Raw genomic sequence first — 19,271 nt, forward strand, 5'->3', positions numbered from 1 at the left:
CTGTTAAAAGACACGAGGATAATTATGCAACGCGTACCGATGACCGCCAAGGGCGCTAAAGCCTTGCGCGAGGAACTGGAAAAACTGAAAAAAGAAGATCGTCCGCGTATTTCTGCTGCGATTGCAGAGGCTCGTGAGCACGGCGACTTGAAAGAGAATGCAGAATATCACGCGGCCCGCGAGCAGCAGGGTTTTTGTGAGGGGCGCATTGCTGATATTGAAGGGAAACTTTCCAATGCGCAGATCATTGATATTCAGGATATTGAGAATACCGGTAAGGTTATTTTTGGTGTTACCGTGACTATCCTTGATGTGGATACTGATGAAACCAAGGTGTATCAGATCGTCGGTGACGACGAAGCTAATATCAAAGAAGGCAAGCTGAGTGTGAACTCACCCATTGCCCGTGGCCTGATTGGCCGTGAGGAAGGGGATGTGGTGCAGATCGATACTCCCGGAGGTACTCGTGAGTATGAAGTTGATCAAGTGGAGCATATCTAGGTTTTCTGTGCGTCACGCTTGCGGACAGCACGTAAAAAAAGGCGACGTTAAAACGTCGCCTTTTTAATGGCTGCCGCGGGTAGCCTACTAGGTGGGTAGTGCTCAAGCGTTCTGGTATCGCAAAATATTCGATAGTTTCGCGTTGGGTTGTTGGGCTGGGCGGTAGAGTAGGGCGATGTTGCCGATGCGCTGGATTAGCTCGGCGCTGCCTTTTTCAGTCAGCGCCTGCACAATCGCTGCTCGCTCGTCGCGGGTTTCCGCGTTGACCTTTACCTTGATAAGTTCGTGATCCTCAAGGCGCAAATTAAGCTCTTCTACGAAATTGTCGCTGAGTCCCTTGTCGCCAAAGATGAGAACGGGTTTCAGGTGGTGACCAATACGGCGTAACCGTTTGATGTCCTGGGTAGATAGCGGCACGGTGTGACTCCAGAAAGGGTTGCTGTGCGCGTATTCTACGGATTAGCCGCGGGAAAAGCAGCCATCCTGTGCATTGGCTAAGAACATGAGGATGTAGAAAATTCAGGAGAGAGTGGTTCATGGCGAAGTCCAGCCGTTCCAAAACCAGCAAAGCTTGGTTAAAAGAGCATTTTAACGATCCGTGGGTAGCTAAGGCCCAGGAGCAGGGTTATCGCTCCAGGGCCAGTTTCAAGCTGCTGGAGATGAATGAAAAGGACCGTTTGTTCAGGCCGGGCATGGCGGTGCTGGATTTGGGGGCGGCCCCCGGGGGCTGGAGCCAGGTGGCGGGTCAGCTGATTGGCGGCAGGGGCACGGTGATAGCCAGTGATATTCTTGCCATGGATGCTTTACCGGATGTGACCTTCATCGAAGGGGATTTTCGTGAGGAGGTGATCTATGAGCAAATCCTTATGGCGCTGGGGGATCAGCGGGCAGACCTTGTAATGTCGGACATGGCCCCCAATATGAGTGGTAATAGCGCGGTGGATCAGCCGCGGGCTATGTATCTGGCAGAGTTGGCGTTGGATATGGCTGAGCGGGTGTTGGAGCCTGATGGTGTGTTTCTGGTCAAGGTGTTCCAGGGCGAGGGGTTTGAAGATTATCGCAAAGCGCTACAAAGCCGCTTCAAACGCGTTGTCAGTCGTAAACCGGCGGCCAGTCGTGCCCGCTCTACTGAAGTTTATCAGCTGGGTTTTGGGCTGAAATAAGCTGCAAATACGCTATTTTGTTGTCCGAACCGGCATTACGCTGATTCCGGTAAATGGTGTAAGGTGTAAATTCGTTAGTGTGCGCGCGAGCGCCCGAATTAATCGAGGTCTCCCTTGAACGATATGACCAAGAATGTTGTGCTCTGGCTGGTAATTGCCGGCGTCCTGTACGTGGTGGCATCTAGTCTCAGTACTCAACCTGCCACCGCAGATGTGCCCTATTCCACCTTCATTTCGCGGGTAGAAGCCGGCAAGGTGCAGGAGGCCAAGATTGGCGAAAGTACGATTACCGGGACCTACACGGATGGTGGCCAGTTCCGCACGGTTAAGCCGCCGACCCTGGATACTAATCTGATGCCCACGCTGATTCAGAATGATGTGAATGTGGTGGGCTTGGAGCCTCAGCGTCAGAGTTTTCTGACGCAGCTGTTCCTGTCTGTGTTACCGATCCTGTTGATCTTGGCCATCTTTATCTTCTTTATGCGCCAGATGCAGGGTGGTGGCCGTGGCGGCGGTGGCCCCATGACGTTTGGTAAATCCAAAGCCAAGTTGTTGGGCGAAGACCAAATCAAAACCACATTCGCCGATGTGGCAGGCGTAGAAGAAGCCAAGGAAGAAGTGCAGGAGCTAGTGGAGTTTCTGCGTGACCCAGCCAAATTCCAGCGCTTGGGTGGCAAGATCCCCCGCGGTGTGCTGATGGTGGGCTCTCCTGGCACCGGTAAGACCCTGTTGGCCAAGGCTATTGCAGGGGAAGCCAAGGTGCCTTTCTTTAGTATCTCTGGTTCTGATTTTGTGGAGATGTTTGTGGGGGTTGGTGCTAGCCGTGTTCGCGATATGTTCGAGCAAGCCAAAAAGCACTCCCCTTGCATTATCTTTATTGACGAAATTGATGCGGTGGGGCGTTCCCGGGGCGCCGGTGTCGGCGGTGGTCATGATGAGCGCGAGCAGACATTGAACCAGTTGCTGGTAGAAATGGACGGTTTTGATGGCAATGAAGGGATCATCGTTATTGCCGCGACCAACCGCCCTGACGTACTGGACCCGGCGCTGTTGCGCCCCGGTCGTTTCGACCGGCAGGTAACCGTGCCGTTGCCGGATATTCGCGGTCGCGAACAGGTATTGAAAGTGCACATGCGTCAGGTGCCAATTGCCGATGATGTGGAGCCAGCGTTGATTGCCCGTGGTACCCCCGGCTTCTCCGGTGCTGATTTAGCCAACTTGGTGAATGAAGCTGCGCTGTTTGCTGCCCGTGCCAACAAGCGCATGGTTTCCATGGAAGAATTTGAGAAAGCTAAGGACAAGATCCTGATGGGGGCGGAACGTCGCTCCATGGTGATGAACGAGAAAGAAAAACTGAACACCGCTTTTCACGAAGCCGGCCACGCTATCGTTGGGCGGCTGGTGCCAGAGCATGACCCGGTTTATAAGGTGAGCATTATTCCGCGAGGCCGTGCGCTGGGTGTGACAATGTATCTGCCTGAAGAAGACAAGTACTCACAATCCAAGCGTGGTTTGGAGTCGTCCATCTGCTCGTTGTTTGGTGGGCGTATCGCGGAAGAGATGACGTTGGGCTTTGATGGTGTTACCACTGGCGCCTCTAATGATATCGAACGCGCTACCAAGCTGGCTCGTGCCATGGTGACCAAATGGGGCCTGAGTGAAAAAATGGGCCCGCTGGCCTATGAGGAAGAAGAAGGTGAAGTCTTCCTTGGCAAGCAGGTGGGGCAGCGCAAGCATATGTCTGAACAAACCGCGGAAGAAATTGACCGTGAAGTGCGGGCCATCATTGATAATTGTTACGGTCGCGCCAAAGAAATCCTAGAGCGTAATCGCGATAAGTTGGAGCTGATGGCGGATGCATTGATGCAGTATGAAACCATTGATGCCGATCAGATCGAAGACATAATGAGTGGTCACAAGCCGAGACCGCCGAAAGATTGGCGGGATCAGGGGCCGGGTAATGGCGCTGCCGCTTCTGGTGATAGTGCCTCCGGTGATGACCCGATCGGTGGGCCTGCTAACACGCACTGATTGATGATGCATCAAAAGACACTTAGCTGTGGGGCGCGGACACTGAACCTGTCCGCGCCTGTCGTTATGGGGGTCCTTAATGTGACCCCCGACTCCTTTTCCGATGGTGGCCGGTTTACCGAGCGCGATGCCGCGCTGCGTCAGGCAGAGCAGATGTTGCGTGACGGAGCGGCGATTATTGATGTGGGGGGAGAGTCTACCCGGCCTGGTGCTTCGCCGGTGTCTGAGCAATATGAGCTTGACCGGGTTGTCCCTATTGTTGAGGCGCTAAGCTATGAGCTGAATGCGCTAGTGTCTGTGGATACCAGCACCGCGGCAGTGATGCGCGCGAGTGCGGCGGCTGGCGCAGGCATGATTAATGATGTCCGCTCTTTGCGTCGCCCCGGTGCCATTCAGGCAGCAGCGGCCAGTCAGCTCCCGGTCTGTTTGATGCATATGCGGGGTGAGCCCGGCAACATGCAAGATAACCCCCGTTACGATGATGTTACTGCCGAGGTGGTCGCCTTGCTCCGTGAGCGTATCGGCGCGTGTGAGCGGGCAGGTATTTCGCGGGAGCGCCTGTTGGTGGATCCGGGGTTCGGATTTGCCAAGACGGTACAGCACAATTTGCAGCTGATGCATGAGATGGATGCGCTTCAGACTCTGGCGTTGCCTATTCTGATTGGGGTGTCGCGGAAATCTTTATTTGGCAAAGTGTTGGGGCGCGATGTGAACGAACGATTGCCAGGCAGCCTAGCGGCGGCCGTAATGTGCGTGGAGCGCGGTGCCAGCATTGTGCGCGCTCACGATGTTAAAGAAACCGTGGACGTGGTGCGTTTCGCCCATGCGGTTATGGAATCACAAAGAGAATCGCAAAAGGAGTTGTCATGACGCGCAAATATTTCGGCACCGACGGGGTGCGAGGTACGGTGGGGGAGTTTCCCATTACGCCTGATTTTGTGCTCAAGCTGGGCTGGGCTGCCGGCAAGGTACTGGGGGCTCGTGGTGGCAGCAAGATATTGATTGGTAAAGATACCCGTATTTCCGGCTATATGTTTGAGTCAGCCTTAGAAGCGGGGATCTCTGCAGCTGGAGTGGATGTGCGCTTGTTGGGGCCGTTGCCCACGCCGGGAATTGCCTATTTGACGCGCACACTTTCGGCTCAAGCCGGCATTGTGATTTCTGCGTCTCATAACCCTTATACGGATAACGGCATTAAGTTTTTCGGGGCGGATGGTCGAAAGCTCAATGATGAAATTGAGCTCGAAATTGAGCGCTTGCTGGATGAGCAAATGTCGGTGGTGTCCACGGATCAGATCGGTAAGGTGCGACGTATAGATGATGCCCGCGGTCGTTATATTGAATTTTGCAAAAGCACGGCGCCAGGCCTAGACCTTAATGGAATGAAAATTGTGGTGGATACCGCCAACGGTGCGGCTTACCACATTGCCCCGGATGTGTTCGAAGAGCTAGGCGCCACTGTGGTGCCGCTGGCTAATCAGCCCGACGGCTTCAATATTAATCGCGATTGTGGCTCTACTCATCCCGAGGCGTTGCAGCGCAAGGTTGTGGAAGAAAAAGCCGATCTCGGTGTGGCGCTGGATGGCGATGCGGATCGATTATTGATGGTCGATCATGCTGGTAACCTAGTTGATGGTGACCAGCTGTTGTTTGTGGTGGCCCGCGATCGCAAAGAAAACGGCGCGGAAATGGATGGGGTCGTAGGAACGCTAATGTCCAACTTCGGGTTGGAGCTGGCGCTGCAGGCTGAAGGCATTGAATTTGTACGCGCCAAGGTCGGTGATCGTTATGTCATGGAGCAGTTGGATAAGCGTGGCTGGAACATCGGTGGCGAATCCTCCGGGCATCTGGTGTGCCTGGATTGCACCACCACGGGGGATGGAACCGTCTCTGCATTGCAGGTGTTGGCGGCCTTGTCCCGTCGTAAGCAAGGCTTGGCCGAGTCTGTCGCAGACGTGTCCATGCTCCCCCAGAAGATGATCAATGTACGTGGCCCAAATCGTGATGGATTTATGGAAAATGGGGATGTGCAGGCGGCCATGGCAGATGTAGAAGATAGGCTGGCCGGTAATGGCCGTATCCTGTTGCGACCCTCCGGCACTGAGCCTTTGGTGCGGGTGATGATTGAAGGCAAGGATGTGGATCGGGTGGAAAGCCTGTGCCGTGAGCTGGCCGAAGTGGTGGAAAAGGCAATCAATTAAGCGGCACTCAGCAGGCTTCACGCAATACATAGCGTGAATATCTATTGTGTGTGAGCGAGTTACAGATAAGAGAGACAATAATGAATAGAACCCCTCTGGTTGCGGGCAACTGGAAAATGAACGGGCGCAAGGACTTGCTTACCGAAATGGCAGACGCTCTGGCGGGTTATGCTGGTGCTGCTGAGGTGGTCATCTGTCCACCTTTTCCGTATTTGGCTGCGGCCAGATCTGCGATGCCGGGGGCCGTTGGTATCGGTAGCCAGAACGTGAGTGAGCAAGAGGATGGCGCTTTTACCGGAGAGGTATCTGCGCCGATGCTAGCCGAGGTGGGCTGTGGTTACGTGATTATTGGGCATTCCGAGCGCCGTGCGTTATACGGTGAAACGGATGCGCAGATTGCCAGCAAGTTCGCCCACGCTCAGGCTGCGGGTCTGGTGCCGATTCTTTGCGTGGGTGAAACGCTGGAAGAGCGTGACTCTGGCAATACTGACACCATCGTCTGTGGGCAATTACGCGCGGTTGTGGATGCGGTTGGCGTTGCGGCTTTTGCTAATGCGATAGTGGCCTATGAGCCGGTCTGGGCGATCGGCACTGGGAAGACGGCTAGCCCCGAGCAGGCTCAAGCTGTTCACGCTTGTTTGCGTCAATTTTTAGCGAAAGACGACCCGGATATCGCTCAATCGCTGCGGTTGCTTTACGGCGGCAGCGTAAAGGCGGATAATGCCGCCCTTCTATTTGCCCAGTCAGACATCGATGGGGGTCTGATCGGTGGGGCATCGTTAACAGCCGACAGCTTTATTGCGATCTGTCAGGCGGCGGAATAATTAGAGACATTATGGATATTGTTGTTCATGTAGTACACGTATTGGCAGCCCTTGGGCTGATTGGTCTGGTGCTAATTCAGCACGGTAAAGGCGCTGATGCGGGTGCTTCCTTTGGCGGCGGCGGTTCTCAAACCGTTTTTGGTAGTGCTGGGTCGGCGAACTTTCTTACTCGTGCCACAGCAGTACTGGCGGCACTATTCTTTGTGACCAGTTTGGTTTTGGCTTGGATGGCGCGTCAGGAAGCGGACAGTAGTCGTAGTTTTCTGCCGGAGCTGGAAACCGTTGAGCACCAGGATGTGCCTGTTGTTGACGAGTCTCCGTCTGAGGTTCCGGCGGGCATGACTGAAGTGCCAGTGGCCCCGGATGCGAATGAAGAGCAAAAAGAAGTTTCGGATGTGCCTCAAGCTGAGGTAGAATCCCCGGCCCCGACTGAGGTGCCTCAGTCGGAGCAGTAAGTTAAGCGTTCTTTGCCGAAGTGGTGGAATTGGTAGACACGCTATCTTGAGGGGGTAGTGAGCTTCGCTCGTGCCGGTTCAAGTCCGGCCTTCGGCACCAATTAGGGAACGTTTTGCTGGCGAGTGTTGTCAGTGAAGCGTAAGGAAAAAGACCGATGTGCATTATCGGTTTTTCCAAGATCAGCTTGAAAGCTGGTCAGTATCAGGTTCTGTGGCTTTTCCTGATACTAAGGCTTCGAAAAATAAATACTTTTTTCGATAATGCCTTGACAGAGTGGGCGCCTCTGAGTATTATTTGCGCTCGATTTTGATGCGGGGTGGAGCAGTCTGGTAGCTCGTCGGGCTCATAACCCGAAGGTCGTAGGTTCAAATCCTGCCCCCGCTACCACTTAGACGGACTAGAAAAACATCTCTGGTCCAAAGCGGACAAAAAGCCCCTCTTGTAGGGGCTTTTTGTTATCTGCAAACCGACCCGGTTGGTGGAAATGGGCGGTGGATCCGCGGTCGTTGCAGGGAATGCTGCAATTACTGTTCATCCTCGGGCCCATTTTTTGTTTGTACCGGCGGAAAGATTTATGTCAAAACGCACAGAACAATTAACCGAGCTGCTGGCTCCGGTAGTGGAAGATCTGGGTTTCGTGCTTTGGGGTGTGGAATACATCCAGGGGCGCGGGGCTGTTCTGCGTGTGTTTATTGACCATGCAGATGGTATTTCGGTAGATGATTGCGCGGCCGTGAGTCATGAAGTGAGCGGCGTGCTGGATGTGGAAGATCCAATCCCCGGTGAGTTTAATCTTGAAGTGTCCTCGCCAGGGATGGATCGGCCCATGTTCGACATTACGCAGTATGTCGATTATATCGGTGAAGATGTGCAACTTAAGCTTCTGGCACCGGTAAGCGGCAAGCGTAAAATGACGGCGGCCATTGTGGCCGTGGATGGCGATACGCTGGTGGTGGAGCTGGATGGCGAAACCTTGCGTGTTCCTTACAGTCAGGTAGATCGTGCTCGGTTGCAGCCCCGCTTCAATTGAGTACGCCCTGAAGAACTTTAGTCTTTGTAAAGGCCTGGCCATGAACAAAGAGATCCTGCTGGTAGCGGAAACCGTATCAAACGAGAAGGGTGTAAGCCGCGACGTAATTTTTGAGGCCATTGAACTGGCTCTCGCGGCAGCTACCAAGAAGCGGTTCAAGCAAGAAGACGTGGAAATTCGTGTGGATATTGACCGTGAGTCCGGTAATGCCCGCAGCTTTCGTGTATGGCACGTAGTGCCTGATGAAGAACTCTTTGAATTCGGTAAGCAACTGACATTGGATGAAGCCCACGAGCAGGATACGTCTCTGCAGATCGGGGACATCTGGGAAGAGGAAGTTGAATCCGAAGCCTTTGGTCGTATTGCTGCGCAAACTGCTAAGCAGGTCATTGTACAGAAAGTACGTGAAGCGGAGCGTCGTCAAATTGTTGAGGAATATCGTGATCGCATTGGCGACTTGGTCAGTGGCACGGTAAAGAAAGCCAGCCGTGATTCTATCGTGCTGGACTTGGGCGGCAACGCCGAAGCACTGATTACTCGTGAACACATGATTCCCCGTGAGGCCGTTCGCCAAAACGACCGTGTCCGTGCCTATCTGCTGGGCGTAAATGAAGAAAATCGTGGTCCGCAGCTGTTTGCCAGCCGTGCTTGCCCGGACATGTTGGTGGAGCTGTTTAAAATTGAAGTGCCAGAGATCGGTGAAGAGCTGATCGAAATTAAAGGCGCTGCTCGTGATCCAGGCTCCCGAGCCAAAATTGCCGTAAAGACCAATGATCAGCGTATTGATCCGGTTGGCGCTTGCGTAGGCATGCGTGGTGCGCGGGTTCAGGCCGTTTCCAATGAGCTGGCTGGTGAGCGTATCGATATTGTCCTGTGGGACGACAACCCCGCACAGCTAGTGATTAATGCAATGCAGCCGGCGGAAGTGGCTTCCATTGTTATGGATGAAGAAAGCCATTCCATGGATATTGCCGTGGAAGATGAGTCTGCATTGGCCCAGGCTATCGGCCGTAGTGGGCAGAACATTCGCCTAGCGTCTGAGTTAACCGGCTGGGAACTCAACGTCATGACCATTGATGACGCTGAGAGCAAACAGGAACAAGAAGCCGAGCAAGCCCTGCAAACATTCATCAACGAGTTAGAAGTAGATGAAGATGTGGCGGGTGTGCTAGTGGATGAAGGTTTCTCTACCCTTGAAGAAGTGGCCTATGTGCCAGAGGAAGAGATGCTGGCTATCGACGGCTTTGATGAGGAGATCGTAGAGCTTTTACGCCAGCGTGCCAAAGATGCGCTGTTGACTAAAGCCCTGGTATCTGAAGAGAAGTTTGATCAAGCCGAGCCCGCGGAAGACCTTCTCAACATGGAAGGTATGGATCGCGAGTTGGCTGTTGAATTGGCTTCCCGTGACATTGTTACGATGGAAGACCTCGCCGAACAGGCAGTGGATGACCTGCTGGAAATTGAAGGCCTGAGCGAAGAGCGTGCAGCCGAGTTGATTATGACTGCGCGCGCGCCTTGGTTTGAAGGTGAAGACGAAGCCGGGGCGTAACGCCCATTTCCAGGCTGAACAAGCAGGCACCATCAGAGATGGACAGGAGAGTGTTGCTGACATGGCAGAAACGACCGTAAAGAAACTGGCCGACATCGTAGGGACGCCCGTCGAGAAGCTGCTTACGCAGATGAAAGACGCAGGGTTGCCCCATGGCGATGCCAGCGAAGTGGTCTCAGATGAACAGAAGCAGCAGCTACTGGCGCATCTGCGCAAGTCTCATGGTGCCGAGGATGAAGGTAGTGGTAAGAAAATTACGCTGAAGCGTAAGTCCACCAGTACCATTAAGACCACCGGTGCTGCCGGTAAGTCTAAGACCGTGAATGTGGAAGTGCGTAAGAAGCGCACCTACATGAAGCGTGATGTGGTAGAAGCTGAAGAGCGTGAAGAAGCGGAACGCCTGGCGGCAGAAGAAGCTGCGCGGATCGCGGAAGAAGAGAAGCGTGCAGCGCAAGAGGCGGCTAAGCGTGCTGCGGATGATGAAGCTGCACGTCTGAAGGAAGATGAAGCTCGCGCTAAGGCTGAGCAAGAACGCAAAGCGGCCGGCGAAAAAGCAGCGGAAGAAAAAAGTAAGCGTGTTTCTGTGCCAAAAGTTTCTGCAACCAAGAAACCTGCGAAGGAAGAAACGCCGGAAGAAAAGGCCAAGCGAGAAGAAGCCGAGCGCAAACAGCGTGAAGCGGATGAGGCCAAGCGTAAGCAGGAAGCAGAAGCTCGCAAGAAAGCGGAAGAAGAAGCCGCTCGCCGTACCGCTGAAGAGGCCGCCCGTATTGCGGCTGAGCTGGAGCAGCGTGGCGAGCAGGAAGAGAAAAAACCTGCGGTGGAAGATGACAAGGGCTCATCCATTGTTAATGCCGCGCAGGAAGCCAGCTATCAGCGTGAGGAGCGCCAGTCTCGCCGTCGTCGCCGCAAGCCCAAGGTGGCAGGCGTTGTGCACGGTAAGATGAAAAGCTCCATGAATAAGCAGCATGGCTTTAAAACACCGACGGAGAAGAAAATCTACGAAGTCGAAGTTCCAGAAACAATTACCGTGGGTGATCTGGCCCAACGCATGAACATCAAGGCCAAGTCTTTAATTAAGTCCTTGATGAAAATGGGCGAAATGGCCACGGTTAACCAGCCGATTGATCAGGAAACCGCGTTCTTGCTGGTAGAAGAGATGGGCCATAAGCCCGTTGCCAGTAAAGGGCAAGAAGAGTTGCTGGAAGATCATCTGGCTGCTGATTTGGTAACCCGTGACAGTGTGGATTCAGAGCACCGAGCTCCCGTTGTGACCATTATGGGTCACGTGGACCACGGTAAGACCTCTCTGCTCGATTATATTCGTAAAGCCAAGGTGGCAAGCGGCGAAGCGGGCGGTATTACCCAGCACATTGGTGCGTATCACGTTGAGCACGAGAAAGGCATGATTACCTTCCTCGACACGCCTGGTCACGCTGCCTTTACTGCCATGCGTGCCCGTGGAGCTAAAGCCACTGATATCGTGGTGATTGTTGTTGCCGCCGATGATGGTGTAATGCCGCAGACCGAAGAAGCGATCAACCACGCGAAAGCGTCGGGTGCGCCGATTATAATTGCGGTCAACAAGATTGATAAAGAACAGGCAGACCCAGACCGGGTGCGTAACGAATTGGCCACCAAGGATGTAATCCCGGAAGAGTGGGGCGGTGAATACCAGTTCATTAACGTTTCTGCTCACTCTGGCGAGGGCGTTGATGACCTGCTGGATGCGATCCTTCTGCAATCAGAATTGCTAGAGCTGCAAGCTCAGGCCTCCGGTTCCGCGACCGGCGTTGTGATTGAATCTCGCATTGAGAAAGGCCGCGGAACGGTAGCGTCTATCTTGGTGCAGGGTGGCGAGCTTCAGATAGGCGATATGCTACTGGCCGGTGCTCATTTTGGCCGTGTGCGTGCGATGGTTGACGAAAACGGTAAAGCCATCAAGAAGGCTGGCCCATCTATTCCTGTAGAAGTGCTTGGCCTAAATGGCGCACCAGAAGCCGGTGAGCAGATCCAGGTTGTGACAGATGAGCGTAAGGCGCGGGAAGTGGCTGAGTTCCGTCAGGAACGTGACCGTGAGCTTAAGCTTAAGCGTCAGCAGGCGTCCAAACTGGAAAACCTGTTTGAAAATATGGGCAGTGCAGAGACCAAAACCGTCAACATCGTGTTGAAGACCGATGTACGCGGTTCTCTGGAAGCGCTGACCAGCGCCCTGAATGACCTGGGTACAGACGAAGTGAAAGTGAACCTGGTGTCCAGTGGCGTGGGGGCGATCAACGAATCCGACGTTAACTTGGCGATGACCAGTGAAGGTGTCTTGTTGGGCTTTAACGTTCGTGCTGATTCCAAAGCTAAGCGAGTGTGCGAACAGGAAGGCATCGATCTGCGCTATTACAGCGTAATTTACGAACTGATCGATGACGTGAAGCAAGCCATGAGCGGTTTGCTGGCTCCGGAAAAACGCGAAGAAATTCTTGGTGTGGCTCAGGTGCGCGATGTGTTCCGCTCTTCCAAGTTTGGTGCTGTTGCCGGTTGTATGGTGGTGGAAGGTACGTTGTACCGGAACCGTCCGATCCGCGTTCTGCGCGATGATGTGGTGGTCTTCGAGGGCGAGTTGGAGTCTCTGCGTCGCTTTAAGGACGATGTACCGGAAGTGCGTAACGGCATGGAGTGTGGCATCGCAGTGAAAAGCTATAATGACGTGAAAGAAGGCGATAAGATCGAAGTCTTCGAAGTGAAGGAGGTGGCTCGCTTCCTGTAAGGGAAAGCGTGCCCGAACCTTGCTATGAGCCGTCATCGCCGCCCCCAAGGCTTTAACCGCACTGACCGAGTCGCTGACCAGATTCAGCGCGAGTTGTCCCGGTTGTTGCAGTTCGAAATGAAGGACCCTCGAGTCAATCTGGCGACGATTCAGGATGTAACGGTTTCCCGTGATCTGTCCTATGCTGAGGTGTATTTCACCTTGCTGGGACAGGGCGAGGAGGCCGGCGCAGAAGCCGAAGAGGTGCTCACCAAGGCCAGCGGTTTTCTGCGCAGCAGCCTGGCCCAGGGCTTGAATACCCGCACTACCCCCAAATTACGTTTCCATTACGATATGACCCCGGAGCGGGCTGCTCATCTATCGCAATTGATTGATGAGGCCCGGGCAGAAGACCGGGAGCTGCGTCCTGAAGACGACGAAACCGGAAACAACGAGTAACTCGGAGCTGTCAGGTGGCAAAGCGTCGTCCTAGAGGCCGTGATCTCAACGGCATCCTGTTATTGGATAAATCCTCCGGCGTGAGCAGTAATGGCGCGCTGCAAATGGCAAAAAAAATGTTTGCTGCCGCTAAAGCGGGCCATACTGGCAGCTTGGATCCGTTGGCCACGGGCATGCTACCCATCTGTTTCGGCGAGGCGACTAAGTTCAGCCAGTTTCTGTTGGAGTCGGACAAGAGCTACCGAGTAACCGCCAAGCTGGGAGTGACTACAGAAACTGGCGATGCGGACGGCAATGTGGTGAACACTACGGAAGTGTCCGCCTCTGCCGCCCAGATTGAAGCGGCGTTGTTGTCATTTAAGGGCGATATCGAGCAAATTCCAAGCATGTATTCGGCGATTAAGCATGAAGGTGTGCCGCTCTATAAGCTGGCCCGTGAGGGTATCACCGTAGAGCGTAAGCCTCGGCCGGTGACGATTTATGATTTGCGAATTCTACGTATCGACGGCGATGAGCTGGAGTTCGAGGTGGACTGCTCTAAAGGCACCTATGTGCGCTCACTGGTGGAAGATACAGGGGCTCTGTTAGGGTGCGGCGGGCATGTGACCGCTCTACATCGCCTGTCTGCGGGACCTTACCCGGCAGAGCGAATGCTGACCTTAGAGCAGCTGGGTAAAATCAAGGAAACCGGTGGTTTTGAGGCAATCGATGAGCTGCTCTTGCCTTTATCCACCAGCGTGGCAGACTGGCCGCGCGTTGAGTTGGGTGACAATGCTGCTTACTACTTGCAGCAAGGGCAGCCGGTGATGGCCTCAGACCGCCCTCTGGACGGCTGGGTTAGCGTTTATCAGGCGTCCAGTGGTGAATTTCTGGGTGTCGGAGAAATATTGGAAGACGGGCGGATTGCTCCCCGTCGTCTGGTTGCAGGCGGAGCCTCTTGAGGAGATTCGCCCGATAATGACGGCAGCTATAAATATGCATGGCTGGCCGTGACCTTAATTGAGCATATTGGAGAAGCATCATGGCGTTAACCGTTGAACAAAAAGCTGAAATTCTGAAAGAGCATGGCCGCAAAGAGAATGATACCGGGTCCCCGGAAGTTCAAGTCGCTTTGCTGAGCGCCAATATCAATGGTCTTCAGGATCACTTTAAAGGCCACAAGAAGGATCACCACAGCCGTCGTGGCCTGATCCGCATGGTAAACCAGCGTCGTAAGCTGCTGGACTACCTGGCCAAGAAAGACCGCACCCGTTACTTGCAGCTGATCGAAAAGCTGGGTCTGCGCCGCTAAGGCATGGATCAAAGTTACAACAACAGAAGCTCGGCATAGCCGGGCTTTTGTTGTTTTAGGGTGCGGGGAAAAGGCCGCGCAGCCTTAGCCATGATACTGAGTGATGCGTGGTGCGTTTCTCGATATCATGCGTGAACGAAAGAAGAGTGTATGTCAGAGGCATGGGCCTTGAAGATTGTCGTGAAGAAGAGAGAAGAGACGAGATATGTTCAATAAAATTACCAAGCAAATTCAGTTTGGCCGTGACACGGTAACCTTGGAAACCGGGCAAATTGCTCGCCAGGCAACCGCCGCTGTCATGGTCCGTATCGGTGACACCCAAGTGTTGGTCACCGTAGTGGGTAGAAAAGAAGCCAATCCAGGGCAGAACTTCTTTCCCCTGACCGTTAACTATCAGGAAAAGACCTATGCAACCGGCCGTATACCCGGTGGCTTCCTCAAGCGTGAAGGCCGTCCTAGCGAAAAAGAAACGCTGACCTGCCGACTCATCGACCGCCCGATTCGCCCGCTGTTCCCAAAGGGCTTCATGAATGAAGTGCAGGTTGTGGCTACGGTGATGTCTTCCGACAAAAACCGCGATCCGGATATTGCAGCCTTGATCGGTACGTCCGCTGCCTTATCTATTTCCGGAATTCCTTTTAGTGGCCCGATTGGTGCTGCACGGGTGGGCTACAAGGATGGAATGTACATCCTCAACCCTAGCTATTCCGAGTTGGCTGAGTCTGCACTGGACTTAGTTGTTGCAGGTACCGAACCTGCTGTATTGATGGTGGAATCCGAAGCGCAGGAGCTGTCTGAAGACCAAATGCTGGGCGCGGTATTGTTCGGCCATATGGAAATGCAGCCGCTGATCCAGGGCATCAAGGAGTTCGCTGCCGAAGTGGGCACTGAAACGTGGGACTGGAAACCGGCTGAGCAGAACGAGACCCTGAAAGCGGCGATCAAAGATAAGTTCGCGGCGGCGTTGGGCGAGGCTTACACCATTACCGAGAAGATGGCCCGTTACGCCAAAGTGGGCGAGCTGCGTGATGCTTGTGTGGCTGAGTTTGCCACCGGTGAAGACGGTGCGCCGGAAGCCGACGAAGTGAAAGACCTGTTCGGCAAGATCGAAAAGAGCGTGGTGCGTGAAGCCGTGGTATCCGGCAAGCCGCGTATTGATGGTCGTGCTTTGGATGCGGTGCGTGCTATTGATTGCCAAGTGGGCACTTTGGCGAAAACTCATGGCTCTGCGTTATTCACCCGTGGTGAGACCCAGGCGATCGTCACTGCCACATTGGGTGGTATGCGCGATGCGCAGTTCATCGACGCGCTGGAAGGGTCCCACCAGGACCACTTCATGCTGCAGTACAACTTCCCTCCATACTGTGTGGGTGAGACGGGCTTCATCGGTTCTCCCAAGCGTCGTGAAATCGGTCACGGTCGCCTGGCCCGCCGTGGTGTGGAAGCCGTTGTGCCTAGCGTGCAGGACTTCCCTTACACGATTCGTGTGGTCTCTGAGATCACTGAGTCCAACGGTTCTTCTTCCATGGCGTCCGTGTGTGGCACTTCCATGGCGTTGATGGACGCTGGTGTGCCGTTGACCGCGCCGGTGGCCGGTATTGCCATGGGCCTGGTGAAGGAAGAAGACGGCCGTTATGCAGTGCTGTCCGATATTCTGGGTGATGAAGATCACCTTGGCGACATGGACTTCAAGGTGGCTGGTACCGCCCGTGGTGTGACTGCTTTGCAGATGGACATCAAGATCGAAGGCATTACCGAAGAGATCATGGAGAAAGCGCTGAACCAGGCAAATGCCGGTCGTCTGCATATCCTGGGTGAGATGAATAAGGCGATTGCCGAGTCGCGCTCTGAGGTATCTGACAACGCGCCGACTCTGCTGACTTTGAAGATCAACCCGGACAAGATCCGTGATGTGATCGGTAAAGGCGGCGCGACTATTCGTGCCCTCACCGAGGAAACGGGTTGTACCATTGACATTGAAGACGATGGTAGCGTGAAGATCTACGGTGAAACCCGTGAAAAAGCCGATGAAGCGGTCCGTCGCGTAGAAGAGATTACCGCGGAAGCTGAAGTGGGTGCAATCTACGAAGGCAAGGTAACGCGGGTTGTTGATTTCGGTGCGTTCGTGGCGATCATGCCCGGCACTGAAGGCCTGCTGCACATCTCCCAGATCGCTGAAGAGCGTGTTGAGAAAGTGACTGATTACGTGAACGAAGGTGAGATCATTAAGGTGAAAGTCCTTGATGTGGACCAGCGTGGCCGTATCAAACTGTCGATGAAGGAAGCTAAGGAAGATTAATTTCTGCCTTGTGGTTTCAAAAAAGGGTCGGCATTTGCCGGCCTTTTTTTATGCTGGGTGCTTGCTTGGTTTGCCGGTTATCTATGGTTGTGATTTGGCGCTACAGACGGCGGGAGGGGGGCGCAGAGGCCAAAGGGTCTTGGTGAGCAGCACGCCCTCAATCTCCACTTGAGAAATGCCTGCCTTTGGTGGCATCCGAACTACGCTGATTCGAATGATAGTCGCTGCTATTTGCGATAGTTGACGGAAGCGGCAAAGCCTGCGCTAGGGTTCTAGGTGCCAACGTTGCCAGGCTCGGCAGCGAACCCTGAAGACGTAGAGGCATGGCAGTGTGTGTTTGAAGCTATACGCAGCAACGTGAGTGCCCCAAACAACGAATATCAAATAGTCGCCTAGGGTGCCCGCAATGGAAAATGCAGAGAAGCGGTAGGTCATCAATTAGTCACAGTGGGAATGAAAACGGCGCAGAAATTGCGCCGTTTCCTGTTGCGGCTTACTTGTTTTGGCGGTTATCGATGAGCTGATCAACCACGCTGGGATCAGCTAAGGTGGAGGTGTCGCCCAGGCTATCCAGTTCATCCGCGGCGATTTTGCGTAAAATACGGCGCATGATTTTGCCAGAGCGGGTTTTCGGCAGGCCCGGTGCAAAGTGAATCAGGTCGGGCTTGGCGATGGGCCCAATTTCCTGTGTCACTAGGTCGCGGAGAGCCTTGACCAGTTCTTCGCTGCCTTCCTTGCCGGCCATTAACGATACGTAGGCATAGATCCCTTGCCCTTTTACGTCATGCTGGTAGCCCACCACGGCCGCTTCAGAGATGCTGGGGTGTAGTACTAGAGCGGATTCGATTTCAGCTGTGCCTAGGCGGTGGCCAGACACGTTGAGCACGTCATCCACCCGGCCAGTAATCCAGTAGTAGCCATCTTCATCGCGGCGGGCGCCGTCGCCAGTGAAGTAGCAGCCCTTGTAGGCACTGAAGTAGGTATCGATTAGGCGTTGGTGATCGCCATAGACGGTGCGAATTTGGCTAGGCCAACTGGCCTTGAGCACTAGGTTGCCGGAGGCGGCACCGTCCAGTTCGTTACCGTCAGGGTCCATTAGGCCGGGTTGCACCCCGAACATGGGCAGAGTGGCAGACCCGGCTTTCAGGTCCACTGCGCCGGGTAGCGGCGCAATCATGATGGCGCCGGTTTCAGTTTGCCACCAGGTGTCTACAATCGGGCAGCGGCTGTCACCGACTACCCTGTAATACCACTCCCAGGCTTCCGGGTTGATGGGTTCGCCCACGGTGCCCAGCAGCTTCAGGCTGGCGCGGGAGGTTTGTTCCACAGGGGCATCGCCCAGCCCCATGAGGGCGCGAATAGCGGTAGGCGCGGTGTAGAAAATGTTTACCTTGTGCTTGTCGACTACCTGCCAGCAGCGTGAGGCGTCCGGGTAGGTGGGCACGCCTTCGAACATCAGCGTGGTGGCGCCGTTAGCCAGCGGGCCGTAAACAATGTAGCTGTGTCCAGTGATCCAGCCCACATCGGCGGTGCACCAGTAGATGTCCCCGTCCTGATAGTCGAACACGTATTTATGGGTTAGAGCAGTGTTGAGCAAATAGCCGGCGGTGGTGTGGACAACCCCTTTGGGTTTGCCGGTGGAGCCAGAGGTGTAGAGGGTGAATAATGGGTCTTCAGCCTCGACCCACTCCGGTTCGCAATCGCTGGACGCATCCGCCATGGCCTCGTGGTACCAGACATCTCGCGGTGCTTGCCAATCCACATCTCCGCCGGTGCGCTTTACGGTCAGGCAGGTGTGAACACAGTCGATACCGTCTAGGGCCTTGTCTGCATTTACTTTCAGCGGGATGGTTTTGCCACCGCGTACCCCTTCGTCGGCGGTAATCAGAGCGCAAGCCTCAGCATTGAGAATGCGGTCTTTCAGAGCTTCCGGCGAGAAACCGCCAAAGACAACAGAGTGGATGGCGCCAATGCGAGCGCAGGCCAGCATGGCGTAGGCCGCTTCCGGAATCATCGGCATATAGATGACAACGCGATCGCCTTTCTTAACACCTCGATTCTTGAGCACATTGCCGAACTTGCTCACTTCCTCGAACAGCTGTTGATAGCTTATGTGTTTGTCCTGATCTGGCTCGTCGCCCTCCCAGATAATGGCGGTCTGGTTGGCCCGTTCCGGCAGGTGGCGGTCGACACAATTGTAACAGGCGTTGAGGGTGGCGCCTTTGAACCAAGCGGCCCGGCCTTCGTTAAAGTCCCATTCGCTTACCGTGTCCCACGGAGTTTTCCAGTCCAGAAGCTGTTCTGCGCGCTCGGCCCAGAAGGTGCCCGGATCATTAATGGATTGGCTGTACCAGCGATCGTAAGTCTCGCGATCCATCAGTGTTTGCTTTTTATAGTCGGCGGGAACAGGGTGAATATGTACTTGGGACATTGGGGCCTCCTTGGGATACTGCCAGCCAGTTTTCATCATTATTATCGTTGCGCTAGCTCGGGTGTATTCCACCATGGTCTTATAAAGGTGCTAGCGGGGGGTAGACATGGTATGCCAAGAGTAAACAAAGCGTTACTTGAAGGCCAATGCTCAAGTGCAGAAGAAGGTCGGCAGTTAAAAAGATAAAAAACGAGCGGGTAAAAGTGGAGTTGGGCATCGACGCCCTTTCTCTTAGGCTTGCACGTCCTTAAGCGAAGGCAGGAAGTGGCAAAAAAAAACGCCGGTTGGGCCGGCGTTTC

At 54.3% G+C, this 19,271-nt stretch carries 16 protein-coding genes and 2 tRNA genes; 16 read left to right on the forward strand and 2 right to left on the reverse strand.

All coding sequences use genetic code 11. The annotated features are described in order from the left end of the window. Positions 1-24: 24 nt before the first annotated feature. On the forward strand, positions 25-501 hold the full coding sequence (gene greA / locus ABO_RS01620; RefSeq protein ID WP_035459409.1) for a transcription elongation factor GreA: 477 nt from the start codon (positions 25-27) through the stop codon (positions 499-501). 102 nt (positions 502-603) lie between these two features. On the opposite strand, the gene ABO_RS01625 is transcribed toward greA, so the two are convergent. Then, a complete protein-coding gene (locus ABO_RS01625; protein ID WP_011587616.1) occupies positions 604-918 on the reverse strand; it encodes a YhbY family RNA-binding protein in 315 nt (104 codons plus the stop codon). 119 nt (positions 919-1,037) lie between these two features. Between ABO_RS01625 and rlmE the strand changes: the two genes are divergently transcribed. The 15 genes from rlmE (at position 1,038) to pnp (ending at position 16,541) form a co-directional block, all read left to right on the forward strand. Beyond that, positions 1,038-1,664, forward strand: a complete 627-nt coding sequence (rlmE, locus tag ABO_RS01630; RefSeq protein WP_011587617.1) for a 23S rRNA (uridine(2552)-2'-O)-methyltransferase RlmE — start codon at positions 1,038-1,040, stop codon at positions 1,662-1,664. A 123-nt stretch (positions 1,665-1,787) separates the two neighbouring features. After that, entirely contained in the window at positions 1,788-3,695 is a 1,908-nt protein-coding gene (gene ftsH / locus ABO_RS01635; RefSeq protein ID WP_144412615.1) for an ATP-dependent zinc metalloprotease FtsH, read from the forward strand. Between the two features lie 6 nt (positions 3,696-3,701). Continuing rightward, positions 3,702-4,565 (forward strand): dihydropteroate synthase, encoded by an 864-nt coding sequence (gene folP, locus ABO_RS01640; protein ID WP_011587619.1) that lies wholly within the window; start codon positions 3,702-3,704, stop codon positions 4,563-4,565. Beyond that, positions 4,562-5,896 (forward strand): phosphoglucosamine mutase, encoded by a 1,335-nt coding sequence (glmM, locus tag ABO_RS01645; protein ID WP_011587620.1) that lies wholly within the window; start codon positions 4,562-4,564, stop codon positions 5,894-5,896. The genes folP and glmM overlap by 4 nt, the downstream gene beginning before the upstream one ends. 80 nt (positions 5,897-5,976) lie before the next feature. Continuing rightward, a complete protein-coding gene (gene tpiA, locus ABO_RS01650) occupies positions 5,977-6,720 on the forward strand; it encodes a triose-phosphate isomerase (protein ID WP_011587621.1) in 744 nt (247 codons plus the stop codon). Positions 6,721-6,731: 11 nt separating this feature from the next. Further along, positions 6,732-7,175: a preprotein translocase subunit SecG gene (gene secG, locus ABO_RS01655; RefSeq protein WP_011587622.1), complete on the forward strand. Its 444-nt coding sequence runs from the start codon at positions 6,732-6,734 to the stop codon at positions 7,173-7,175. A gap of 14 nt (positions 7,176-7,189) precedes the next feature. After that, positions 7,190-7,275 (forward strand) — tRNA-Leu (locus tag ABO_RS01660). Positions 7,276-7,486: 211 nt separating this feature from the next. After that, positions 7,487-7,563: transfer RNA gene (locus ABO_RS01665), tRNA-Met, on the forward strand. A 187-nt stretch (positions 7,564-7,750) separates the two neighbouring features. Then, positions 7,751-8,206, forward strand: coding sequence for a ribosome maturation factor RimP (gene rimP / locus ABO_RS01670; RefSeq protein ID WP_035459394.1), 456 nt, complete (start codon positions 7,751-7,753; stop codon positions 8,204-8,206). Between the two features lie 40 nt (positions 8,207-8,246). Beyond that, complete coding sequence (gene nusA, locus ABO_RS01675; RefSeq protein ID WP_035459392.1) at positions 8,247-9,755, forward strand: transcription termination factor NusA; 1,509 nt, start codon at positions 8,247-8,249, stop codon at positions 9,753-9,755. Between the two features lie 61 nt (positions 9,756-9,816). After that, positions 9,817-12,513 carry a translation initiation factor IF-2 gene (gene infB, locus ABO_RS01680; RefSeq protein WP_011587625.1) on the forward strand — a complete coding sequence of 899 codons (2,697 nt, stop codon included), beginning with the start codon at positions 9,817-9,819 and terminating at the stop codon, positions 12,511-12,513. 24 nt (positions 12,514-12,537) lie between these two features. Next, positions 12,538-12,951 carry a 30S ribosome-binding factor RbfA gene (rbfA, locus tag ABO_RS01685; RefSeq protein WP_011587626.1) on the forward strand — a complete coding sequence of 138 codons (414 nt, stop codon included), beginning with the start codon at positions 12,538-12,540 and terminating at the stop codon, positions 12,949-12,951. A gap of 14 nt (positions 12,952-12,965) precedes the next feature. Then, complete coding sequence (truB, locus tag ABO_RS01690) at positions 12,966-13,892, forward strand: tRNA pseudouridine(55) synthase TruB (RefSeq protein ID WP_011587627.1); 927 nt, start codon at positions 12,966-12,968, stop codon at positions 13,890-13,892. Positions 13,893-13,972: 80 nt separating this feature from the next. Next, positions 13,973-14,242, forward strand: coding sequence for a 30S ribosomal protein S15 (rpsO, locus tag ABO_RS01695; RefSeq protein WP_007148581.1), 270 nt, complete (start codon positions 13,973-13,975; stop codon positions 14,240-14,242). A gap of 205 nt (positions 14,243-14,447) precedes the next feature. Further along, positions 14,448-16,541, forward strand: a complete 2,094-nt coding sequence (gene pnp / locus ABO_RS01700) for a polyribonucleotide nucleotidyltransferase (protein WP_011587628.1) — start codon at positions 14,448-14,450, stop codon at positions 16,539-16,541. 493 nt (positions 16,542-17,034) lie between these two features. Here the strand turns inward: pnp and acs are convergent, their stop codons facing one another. Then, positions 17,035-18,972, reverse strand: a complete 1,938-nt coding sequence (gene acs, locus ABO_RS01705) for an acetate--CoA ligase (RefSeq protein WP_011587629.1) — start codon at positions 18,970-18,972, stop codon at positions 17,035-17,037. Positions 18,973-19,271 lie beyond the last annotated feature (299 nt).

It is taken from the genome of Alcanivorax borkumensis SK2, from assembly GCF_000009365.1.
In the GTDB taxonomy this organism is placed as follows: domain Bacteria; phylum Pseudomonadota; class Gammaproteobacteria; order Pseudomonadales; family Alcanivoracaceae; genus Alcanivorax; species Alcanivorax borkumensis.